9 protein-coding genes are annotated in these 10,276 nt (G+C 64.7%); 3 read left to right on the top strand and 6 right to left on the bottom strand.

Translation table 11 applies throughout. From position 1 onward, the window contains the following. Positions 1 to 76: 76 nt before the first annotated feature. The 5 genes from IWX81_RS14905 to IWX81_RS14885 all read right to left on the bottom strand — a co-directional run bounded on the left by IWX81_RS14905 (position 77) and on the right by IWX81_RS14885 (position 5,480). The gene (locus tag IWX81_RS14905) at positions 77 to 1,012 is read right to left on the bottom strand and encodes a hypothetical protein (protein ID WP_199282136.1); all 936 of its coding nucleotides are present in this window, start codon (positions 1,010 to 1,012) and stop codon (positions 77 to 79) included. 10 nt (positions 1,013 to 1,022) lie between these two features. Continuing rightward, positions 1,023 to 2,390 (bottom strand): DUF262 domain-containing protein, encoded by a 1,368-nt coding sequence (locus IWX81_RS14900; RefSeq protein WP_334594431.1) that lies wholly within the window; start codon positions 2,388 to 2,390, stop codon positions 1,023 to 1,025. Positions 2,391 to 2,525: 135 nt separating this feature from the next. Further along, the gene (locus IWX81_RS14895; RefSeq protein ID WP_199282134.1) at positions 2,526 to 2,915 is read right to left on the bottom strand and encodes a hypothetical protein; all 390 of its coding nucleotides are present in this window, start codon (positions 2,913 to 2,915) and stop codon (positions 2,526 to 2,528) included. Positions 2,916 to 2,969: 54 nt separating this feature from the next. Further along, complete coding sequence (locus IWX81_RS14890; protein ID WP_199282133.1) at positions 2,970 to 4,346, bottom strand: DNA cytosine methyltransferase; 1,377 nt, start codon at positions 4,344 to 4,346, stop codon at positions 2,970 to 2,972. Between the two features lie 579 nt (positions 4,347 to 4,925). Then, a complete protein-coding gene (locus tag IWX81_RS14885; RefSeq protein ID WP_199282132.1) occupies positions 4,926 to 5,480 on the bottom strand; it encodes a hypothetical protein in 555 nt (184 codons plus the stop codon). A gap of 156 nt (positions 5,481 to 5,636) precedes the next feature. Between IWX81_RS14885 and IWX81_RS14880 the strand changes: the two genes are divergently transcribed. Genes IWX81_RS14880 through IWX81_RS14870 form a run of 3 tightly spaced genes read left to right on the top strand, consistent with a single transcriptional unit; the run spans position 5,637 to position 8,131 of the window. Then, positions 5,637 to 7,427 carry a hypothetical protein gene (locus IWX81_RS14880; RefSeq protein ID WP_199282131.1) on the top strand — a complete coding sequence of 597 codons (1,791 nt, stop codon included), beginning with the start codon at positions 5,637 to 5,639 and terminating at the stop codon, positions 7,425 to 7,427. A gap of 60 nt (positions 7,428 to 7,487) precedes the next feature. Continuing rightward, a complete protein-coding gene (locus IWX81_RS14875) occupies positions 7,488 to 7,697 on the top strand; it encodes a type II toxin-antitoxin system VapB family antitoxin (protein ID WP_334594425.1) in 210 nt (69 codons plus the stop codon). Beyond that, positions 7,694 to 8,131: a PIN domain nuclease gene (locus IWX81_RS14870; RefSeq protein WP_199282129.1), complete on the top strand. Its 438-nt coding sequence runs from the start codon at positions 7,694 to 7,696 to the stop codon at positions 8,129 to 8,131. The genes IWX81_RS14875 and IWX81_RS14870 overlap by 4 nt, the downstream gene beginning before the upstream one ends. 6 nt (positions 8,132 to 8,137) lie before the next feature. On the opposite strand, the gene IWX81_RS14865 is transcribed toward IWX81_RS14870, so the two are convergent. Further along, the gene (locus tag IWX81_RS14865; protein WP_199282128.1) at positions 8,138 to 10,276 is read right to left on the bottom strand and encodes a RecQ family ATP-dependent DNA helicase; all 2,139 of its coding nucleotides are present in this window, start codon (positions 10,274 to 10,276) and stop codon (positions 8,138 to 8,140) included.

Raw genomic sequence — 10,276 nt, 5'->3', positions numbered from 1 at the left:
GACAGCGCGCTCACGCAGCGCGGGATCGATCTTCTTAGGCATGACATACATCCTTCCAACTCAAAAGGATGCGGCATCAAACCTGGGGCGCTTCAGTTAGATCTTCGGGATCCACCGGAAGTCCAACGTCGAGGGGCGTTCGCAAGGCAATTACGAAGTCGCGGGGGGATAGCGGGTTTTGATCCTCCTGCAAGAGATTGGCCTGGGGCGTGGCCGTGTATCCGACGTAGGTAGTGAACAGGTTCGCTGGCGCCGCCGCCGATCGTGGTTCCCAAAGGTCTGCGATAGCGCGGGGGATCTGCTTCAGGCTGGGCGAAAGCGGGTCTTGACCCGCTTCGATCGCGGCGTCCAGAACAGATCCATCGTCGGACTCATCGTCAAGTACGAGCATGTGAACTGGGTCACCAAGATCTTGGATGGCGTCGAAAACACTGCGGCGCAGTGCGCTTCCCAGTGCATAAAGATGATCGGTCTGTTTCATGGCCACGATAATCAACGGTCGCCCTTCGCGGAGCTTGCGTCGTACTTGAGCGGAGGAAAGGCGGTACGTGTCTTGAAGCGAGTTCGATGCGCCAGAGAGTGCCCCACCGGGAGCCGGGCACAACAACCGTCGCGTAGCTTTTGCTACCCCCTCGTCTCCTGCGTCCAGTTGTTCGGCCAGTCGCTCGTACGTTTGGCGCCAGAGCGAGGTGCGCGTACCCGCGAGAATGATGACCACATTGACGCCGCGGTCGAGTGCCATCGCGGTTACGCCGAACATTGATGCTGTCTTGCCGGACTGAACCGAACCCATAACAAGACCGGTGCGAACTCGGCCCGCGGGCCAGGTGGTTGCAGTTGGATCACCTGCCCCAAAAATGCCTCGGTCGAGGATGTAAGTGCTGTCCGTTGCTAGAGCAAAACGAGCCGTCGAAGTCATCCGAGTCATCTGGGCGAGATAGCGATCCCACCATTGATCACTCGAAGGCGAAAGGGTGTCTAGGTACACCCGCTCGGTTTGATTTTCGGGCATGCTGCGCTCGTCACTCAGACTTCGGGGGAAGCATAGAGCCGCGGAGTGACTCAACTCCGGACGAGCCGAAGCGCGTGCGAATGATGTCAGAGGCCGCTGAGACATCGACGCCTAGCTTTTCGACGACCCCCATGGCAATCTTCGCTATGAAGTCCCACTGTGTGCGTGTTTGCGTCTTCTCTGGGCGCTTCCATTCGTCTTGGGCGGCTGCGCGTATCGAATCGGCGGACGACACAATCCGCTCCTCGATGTCATTCGGCGACGCTGCGGTTGCAATCGCGATACCGACAAGGGAACCAACCAGTCGAAGGTCTTGCCACTTGCTGCTTTTGCCGTCGCCGCGAAATTTATCAGGCCAGAGCTCATCGTGGGCTGAATGTAGGCTTGCGGCCCGTCCAATAAGCCCGAATAGATCGCCAATCCGAGCTGGCTGGCGCAGCGGGTGCGCCTCGTTTTCCTGAACTTTGTCCAGCAGCAGATCGGTATGGCGCGCTGTCGAAGGCAATAGCTTTCCCTGCGAATCGTTAACGAGGGTCGCAACAATCCAGCCGAGCACTTTTGTGCGGCGATAGCGCGCCTCGCCGAAACCGTAGTCGGCAAGTGTCCTTCCGAGGTTGTCCACGTCTGGAATACCGACGATGGACGGGGCGGCATCGGCGATGCTGCTACGTGCGCTCGCGTCATCGGCCGCGAACAAAATTGCGCGGGTGAGTTCCACGTCGTGATAGACGGCGTTGCGAATCTCTTCCGCGTTCAGATGCATACCCTGCTTGTTGTAGAGCTTGAATACCTCGTGAATCTGCCGCGGATCCGCCTTCGTGTACTCGAGCACCGGTACCTGGTGCGCCACAACGGCACCAAATAGATCCCCAATTGTTACTTCCTCGTCAGCGACCCTAATAATGTTCTTTTCGATCTCCGTGAAGTACTTTCCGCGGAGGGGCTCCAAGTCGGCACCGACAAGACCACCCTTGGCATCGCTACGCAGTTTGAATGGGAAGTAAAACTCATCCTCGAGCCGGGCGCTCAGAGGCTCACCCATATAGCGCTTCCATGCGCTGCGGAATTTCGGATAGTTCGTCTCGAATAGTGTCTGCAGGCCCACCTCCGGATGAAGCTTGTCGGCATTGGCGACCGTCGCAACCGCGGTGGGGTGTTTCCCCACGAATCGCAGGATGGCAGTCAAGCGCTGCTTCCCGTCGACAACATCGTGCGGTGTATTAGCTCCTGTACGAAGCAGAATCACGGACGGAAGAGGAATGCCTCGGAGAACCGATTCAATCAACGCCTGTCGATCGCCCAAACGCCACACATCGCCTCGTTGGTACGAAGGGGTGAGATTGAGTTTCCTGCCGGTGAGTTGTGAGATTGGCCACACTGCAGCTCGTGCCGTCACCGGCGTTGGCGGCACGTCGTTAGATGACGCATCCTCTTCGGCAGTCCAGGCCTCCGCCCATGAAGCAGTGGCGGATGCCTTACTTCCCCCATCGGACTCGATCTCGGCGAGAAACGACTAATGCACTCGGGCGGCGTATTCGGCGCGCTCACTCAATCGTTCGAGTGCGGTCTCCGTCAGCTGAAATACGTTGCTTACTGTTTCAGTGCCAGTCGCACCAGGTTCGAACCTGAGCGCGGCCGCGAGGCTCGTTATAAACGAAGCCGCATCCGTCGTCGATAGGTCGTATTCAAGCTTCAGCCAGCCTTGAACGTCCCCTAGGCGCGACATCCACTCTTCGGACGCGAAACTGACTTCGACGGCCGTGAACGGGGCGCAGGTTTGAACGCCGACTGGAGCATCACTTGCCTCGGAAAGTTCCGCCAGCGATTCCGCTACTCTCTCCTGAAGTTGCGTACGCGAGTCTTCCTCGGTGATCTCATCCACATTTGTCATGTCTGTCATCATGAAGCTCCTTGTTCTGCGCGCTTGAAACATTTCTGACTTGCGGCTCGCTCGACGCTATGCGACCGCCAAGAGTGGCTCGCGGCCGTCGCCAGTGATGAGGTCTGCCAGGAGAGGCTCTGCAATGGCCTGCACTACGCGCGCATTTACGGCGTTACCGAGGGCCTTGTACGCGGCAAGGTCGCTTTTTGGGAGGGCTATGCCGTCTAGGCTCTGGAGCTTCGCGCACTCATTAGGAGTCATGTAGCGGCGGTGACCAGCGAGATCCGCGCCGAGGATCGGAACCTGCGTATGTGTCATGGCGATCAGACTCGGTGCCGTCTTCGTCCTTTTGACACGGATTCCGGAGGCGCGCACCTGCAAGACGTACGCATCAATTCGCCGCTCACCGCCCTGTGCGTTCCACTCAAACTTCTGAAGGCTCGAGGGAAGGTCCCAAGGTCGCCATTTCGCAAGCCAAGGATCGATCCAGGCCATATTGGATTGGTAAAATTCCCGGTTCTGTTTGATGAAGGTCTGCTTCCATCGAGGAAAGACGTAGTCCCCAGCCCGGCGAGCGTGGCTTGGAATTCTCTCGTGTTGCTGCTCCATGGTTAGTTGGTCCAGACGAACCCCGAACGAACCGCGAACCGACGCAAGCCCGATGGGTCCAAGCTCCTTCCAAAGCGCTGGGGGCGTCTCATCCTGATACGGATAAGTGGCTAAGAACTCCATGGACCAGATCGGGAAAGAAGGCAGTTTCACGCCAGCGGGTGATCGCTTGAGGAAGTCATCCCACATATCAATTGCGTGATCGGTCTGCTTCGGGATACCGCGCACTTCAGTAGCTTTGGCGTCAATTACTGCCCTGATGTCGGTTGGGTCGTCCGACTCCTTCGGCCACTGAAAATCGTCTAGCCCGTCGAGTGAGCCAACAAAATAAGCGCGTTCGCGCACCTGGGGGATGCCAAAGTCATGGGGCGAGTAGCGGTGTATCTTGACGGCATACCCGATGCCTTCAAGCTTTGCGATCATCGTCCGCAGCGTCTTGCCGTCTCGGTGCCTAAGAATATTCGGAACATTCTCCAAGATGAAGTGCCGAGGCTTTTTCACCTTGAGAATATTGAAAACCTTGAAGAACAATTGACCTTGTAGGGTGTGCTCGAACCCAAGCTGCTCGCCGGCTTTCGAAAACGGTTGGCAAGGAAATCCAGCAGTCAGCACGTCGTGGTCCGGTACAACACGAGAGATAACGGCTGCGTTTTTGAGGTCACTGACGTCTTTCCAGACATCTTCCAGTTCGAAATTCTTGGTGTAGAGCGTATTCAGCGCCGGTTCCCATTCCGCCGCGAACACATCATGCCCGCCGAGTTCCTTTAGCGCGACATGAAACCCGCCAAGCCCCGCGAAAAGGTCGACGAATCGGAAGCGGGGACGTGATGCTGAATTTGTCAATGGTCTCTCCTCTCAGGCTGCGCTAACACTATCGAGGGCGTCCGACCTCGGTCATGGCGGCGCGCGGCTGGCAGTCCCAGACGCGTGAAGTTTCCCAAATGTGCATCATCGTTGCTTTCAGGGGCGTCACAACGCGAGGGGGCACCGGCAGCGCCGGGCGCCTGAGACTACACCACGTCCCGGCCCCCTGTATTGCGACCTCGTCGCGTCCATGTTGATGCCGGGGGGCGAACTCGCATCCGGTGTCAGGGTTGATGAATGTATACAGTGTTCGCATTAACGGGCATATAAGAGTAGCGATGGATATCGACGACAAGACCTTGGCGGCAGCGTCGACAGGCGCCGTGAACGCCGCGCTGGCATTCGTGGCTAACGGAACTAAGCGGGTGGCCGCCGCGCTCGACGCCGGCCGTGGGCTCCGAGGTGGGGCTATATATCGACGAAGCCGACGTGATGAACGCCCCGCGTTGCGAGTCGAACGCAAGCGCTCGGCGCATCAGCGGCGCGCAATGGAGCAACGGCTCGAGGGTGCCTGTGCGCACGGGCGGGGCGGCGCCGAACGGGCGTGCTCGAAGCCCGCTACCGCAGCGCGAGCGCGAACGGCAGCACCCCGCCAGCGCCCGCGCGCAGCGGCTCGCGGGAGGCGATGGCGAGCGTCCAGCGGCTGTCGGCGAGGTCATCCACCAGCAGGATCGGCCCGTCAGGAAGCGGGAACGGCACCGTGAACGCGCCGTGCACCTGCGCCAGGCGGAAGGCACTGTTGCCGCCAGGCCCACCCTGCGGGGGATTCGCGTAGGCAAGCACGCCCAGATAGTCCAGACGACCGGCCGCCGCCAAGCCTCGCGCAACAGAATCAATGAGCAGTGGATGACCGCGCGACGGCATCGCGACCACACCGACCGGACGCTCGGCCCACCCCCACCCCGCCAGCACCCGCACGCACGCGGCGAGCATCGCGGGGGAGGCCGGGGCATCCACCGCTCCCGCAGCGAACAGGGCTCGCAGCGCTCCACCCCAGCCGAGGTCGGTGAGACGCACCCAGACCCGGCCCCCCAGCATCCGCTCGGCGGCGGGGATGTTGCCGCGGCCGACGGCCGAACCGGTCTGCCACTCCGCGCGCGGGTCGATCGGCACCCCGACACGGTCGAGCGATGTCGCAGCCTACGCCGCGGCATCCGAGCCAGATCGGCAGATCCAAGCCGCGCGGCCCGCACCGCGTCACCCCACCCTCCCAACTACGCTGACACCATGACCACGCCCGCGCCGCTCGTGCCCGCGCGCAGGTAGTCCGTGCTCGCCGTCATCCCGTTCGCCGTCGTCGGCGTGTGCGCGCTGCCGTGGGTGATGCTTGCGACCCGACGCTTCGGGCACCTGTTCGGCGTGCCAGCGGTCGGTGTCGTCACCGTGCTCGTCCTGCTCGCGACCATGGTGCTCGGGCGATTCACCGGGGCCGGCATCCTGATCTCCACCGGAACTGTCGCCATCGCCGGGGGAGTCGTCGGCGCCCTGCTCGCCACCCGCGCCGGCGCGTGGCGGCTGCCGGGGCGGCATGCGCTCGCCGTGTGGGTGCCGGCGCTACTGGGCGGCGCGGCCTGGGTCATCACGCTCGCGATCGCGAAAGTGCTTCCTGGTGCGGCGCCGCTGAGCTGGCCGCTCAACGGCGACTCCAACAACAACCTCTACTTCGCCGGCCTCGTCATCGAGAGGAACGGAGTCGCCCTCGGAGGGGCCGAGAACCCTGTGCCCCTGACCGCCGCGCTGCTCGCGCTCGGCATCGCACCGGGTCGCCCGACCGGGGACCCCGCCGCACTGCTCGCCCACGACTTCGCCGGGTTCGGGGCGGTGTGGGTGCTGCTGCTCGCGGCCACCGCGCTCGGGATGGGGGCGGTCGCGGCATCCATCGTCCAGCGCTCGCGGATCGGGCTGGTCGCCGTCGCCAGCGCAGCCGGATCGCTGCTGCCGCTCACCTGGTTCGTCGCCGGCCTGCCCATCGAATACGGCTACCTCAACGCCCACCTGGTGCTGCCGATCGCGCTCGCCGCGTGGCTCATCTACCTCGCGTCGCCCGGCCGGATCGTCGCCGCGCTCGCCCTACAGTTCTGCATCGCCACTCTGCTGCTGGCCACGTGGAGCCCCTGGGTGGTGCTGCCCGCCGGGTTCATCATCGCGCTCACCGTGCGCCACTGGTCGACCCTCAGGACCATGGATGCCCGCACCGCCCTCCCCGTGATCGCCTCCGTCGTCCCCGCCATCGTGTGGCTCGCTGTGGCCTCCGCCCCCGCGCTGTCCACCGAAGGATCCGCGTTCGAAATCCCCGGCCACGGACTGCCCTCTGTGGTCCCCGTGGTCGCCGTCGCGCTCGTGCTGGTGGTCGCGGGCTCCGCGCTGCTCCGCTCTCAGCAGCCGCTGCTCTCCGGAGGGATCGTCGTTGTCGCTGCCACCGTGACCGGCATCGGGGCGCTCACCTTTCTCGCGCGCGATTCCGGCGGACTCACCGGCTACTACCCCGCCAAGTTCCTTTGGCAGACCGCCATCGTCGTGGGGGTCATCGCCCTGTCGCTCGCGTTCGGGCTCCTGTCGCGCACGCGGCGTCCCCTGCTCGGCATGGTCGCAGTGGCCGTGCTCGTGGTCATCGCCGCCAGCCTCGGCCCGCCGCTCAAGCGCGCCGACGTGGTGCGTCCGCCGCTCGACCGCATCCTGAGCGGAGCGGTCTGGGCATCGGGGGATCGGTCGGTCGACCTCATCCTCGCCAACTCCGACCCCGCAAACCCCGGGATCCTCTGGGATTCGGGCGAACCCGACGAAGCCTTCGCCGACTTCTGGATCGCGCTCAAGCTCGGCGGCGAGCTCGGCAACGGCACTGGCACGGGAGACCCGGTGCTGCGGGCCTTCGCCTTCACCGCGTACCAGCAGTACCGCGACACGGGAGCCTGGGCAGTCCCACCCGTCGAGCAACTCTGCGAGGTCGTGGCGGCCATCGGCGGCCCGGTTCGGGTCATCACCGCGGACGCCGGGCTCGAGGCATCCCTCCAGCAGGCATGCCCTGACGTGGATGCCCGGGTCGAGGTCGACCGCGGGTAGCAGCGACTAGCTGAATTCCTTCTATTGAGCTTGATGTATATGAGGTTTACGATCGTGTATATGAAAACTGTTATCGATCTGGACGATGAGGCTCTCGCTGCCGCATCGGTCGAGCTCGGAACATCCACTAAAAAAGACACGGTGAACGCGGCGTTGGTCTTCGTAGCGGGCCGGCGAGAACGCGTCGCCGCGGCGCTCGATGCCAGCCACGGTTATGGCGTCGGGGCCGACATCGGCGATAGCGACGTGATGAGTGCAGCGCGCCGATGACCTTTGCGGCGAGGGCCGGGCATCTCTACCTGGTCGACACGTCGGCATTCGCGAGAGTTCGGGTCGCTGCGGTGGGGGAGGCGCTCACTGCTCTCATTGCGGATGGACTGGCGGCTACCTGCGTCACCGTCGATCTCGAAGCGGGATACTCCGGACGCTCAGCTGATGACGTGCGGGACATCATGGATGCGCGCAGCAGGTTGTACGTCAACCTGCCCATCACCGAAGGGATCGCGGACCGTGCGCGCCAGACCCAGCTCAGGATGGCGACACGGGGCCAGCATCGAGCCGCCGGAATCATTGACCTGATGACCGCTGCGATCGCTGAGCATCACGGCGCGGTCATTCTGCACTATGACGCCGACTTCGAACACATCGCCTCTGTGACCGGGCAGCCGCACCTGTGGATCGCGCCGCGCGGCAGCCTGGACTGAATCCCGCTACCGCAGCGCGAGCGAGAACGGCAGCACGCCGCCAGCGCCCGCGCGCAGCAGCTCGCGGGAGGCGATGGTGAGCGTCCAGCGGCTGTCGGCGAGGTCATCCACGAGCAGGATCGGCCCGTCAGGAAGCGGGAACGGCACCGAGAAAGCGTCGTGCACCTGCGCCAGGCGGAACGCGCTGTTGCCGCCCGGCCCACCCTGCGGAGGATTCGCGTAGTCGAGTGCCCCCAGGTACGGGAGCTTGCCAGCGGCGGCCAACCCTCGCGCCACCGAATCAATGAGCAGTGGATGACCGCGCGACGGCATCGCGACCACACCGACCGGGCGCTCGGCCCACCCCCACCCCGCCAGCACCCGCACGCACGCGGCGAGCATCGCGGGGGAGGCCGGGGCGTCCACCGCTCCCGCAGCGAACAGGGCTCGCAGCGCTCCACCCCAGCCGAGGTCGGTGAGGCGGGCCAGGGCTCGGCCCTCCAGCATCCGCTCGGCGGCGGGAATGTTGCCGCGGGCGACGGCGGAACCGGTCGGCCATTGCGCGCGCGGGTCGATCGGCACCCCGACACGGTCGAGCGACGTCGCGGCCTGCGCCGTGGCATCCTGAGCCAAATCGGCAGAGAACCACGCCCCGGCACAGTTGTCGCAGCGCCCGCACGGGGTCGCGGTGTCGTCGTCGAGCGACCGCTGCAGAAACTGCATGCGGCACCCGGATTCCCCGGCCAGCAGCGCCTCGTAGTCGAGCATGTGCTGCTGCTCGGCCTTGCGCTCCGCGGCGATGTGCTCGTAGCGCTCGCGGTCGTACTGCCACGCGCGCCCCGTCGACACCCACCCGCCCCGCACCTTCTGCACCGCGCCGTCGACGTCGAGCACCTTCAGCAGCAACTCGAGCGGCGTGCGCTTGATGTTGACCCTCGCCTCGAGCGCGGGGGTGCTGAGCGGCTGGTCGCTGAGCTCGGCGAGCACGGCCTCGGCCCTCTCCTGGCTGGGCATGGATGCCGTCGCAAAGAATTCCCAGATCGCCTCGTCTTCCGGGCCGGGCAACAGCAAGACGTCAGCGTTCTCTGTCGCGCGGCCGGCACGGCCCACCTGCTGGTAGTACGCGACGGGAGAGGATGGAGCGCCCAGATGCAGCACGAACCCGAGGTCGGGCTTGTCGAAGCCCATGCCCAGGGCGCTCGTGGCGACCAGCGCCTTGACCTCGTTGCGCTTGAGCGCCTCCTCCGCATCCTGCCGCTCGGCCGTGTCGGTCTGGCCGGTGTACGCCCGCACGTCGTGGCCCGCATCGCGCAGCAGCCGCGCAGTGTCCTCGGCGGCGCTGACCGTGAGCGTGTAGATGATGCCGCTGCCGGGAAGCTCGCCGAGGTGGGTGAGGAGCCAGGCGAGCCGCGCGGCGGCATCCGGGAGCCGGAGCACCCCGAGGCGGAGGGAGCGACGGGCGAGGGGACCGCGGATGGTTATAACTGAACCGACCTCGCTGGCTCGGTCGGCGCTGGGGTCGCGCAATCGCTGGCGCGATTGCCCAAGCTCCACCGCGCCAGTTAACTGCTCGGCGACGTCGGCCACCACGCGCGAGTTCGCGGTCGCCGTCGTGGCGAGCACCGGAACTCCGGCGGGCAGCTCCGCGATCAGGTCGCGTAGTCGCCGATAGTCAGGGCGGAAGTCGTGGCCCCAGTCGCTGATGCAGTGCGCTTCGTCCACCACGAGCAGTCCTGTGCGCGCGACGAGGTCAGGCAACTGCGTCTCGCGGAACGACGGGTTGTTGAGCCGCTCCGGGCTCACGAGCAGCACATCGACCGAGTCATCCTGAAGCCGGGCCTGAATCTCGGCCCACTCGTGCGGATTCGTCGAGTTGATCGCCACCGCGCGCACGCCCGCGCGGGATGCCGCGGTGATCTGGTCGCGCATGAGCGCCAGCAGCGGCGACACCAGGATGGTCGGACCGGCGCCCCGCTGGCGCAGCAGCAGTGTCGCGACGAAGTACACCGCCGACTTGCCCCACCCGGTGCGCTGCACGACGAGAGCCCGGCTCGCGTCATCGACGAGTGCAGTGATCGCCTCGAACTGCCCGTCGTGGAAGTGGGCGTCGTCCCGGCCGACCAGGGTGCGGAGGATGGCCAGGGCTGCGCTTCGCGTATCTGTCAC

This window comes from Salinibacterium sp. CAN_S4 (assembly GCF_015752305.1).
Taxonomy (GTDB): domain Bacteria; phylum Actinomycetota; class Actinomycetes; order Actinomycetales; family Microbacteriaceae; genus Rhodoglobus.
Note: the sequence above shows the minus strand (reverse complement) of the source record. Positions and strands in the feature narration are given on the sequence as shown.

Bases quoted from the DNA above. Each gene is read 5' to 3' on its own strand.
- IWX81_RS14905 (WP_199282136.1), bottom strand. From the start codon at position 1,012: ATGCCCGAAAATCAAACCGAGCGGGTGTACCTAGACACCCTTTCGCCT.
- IWX81_RS14895 (WP_199282134.1), bottom strand. From the start codon at position 2,915: ATGATGACAGACATGACAAATGTGGATGAGATCACCGAGGAAGACTCG.
- IWX81_RS14875 (WP_334594425.1), top strand. From the start codon at position 7,488: ATGAAAACTGTTATCGATCTGGACGATGAGGCTCTCGCTGCCGCATCG.
- IWX81_RS14870 (WP_199282129.1), top strand. From the start codon at position 7,694: ATGACCTTTGCGGCGAGGGCCGGGCATCTCTACCTGGTCGACACGTCG.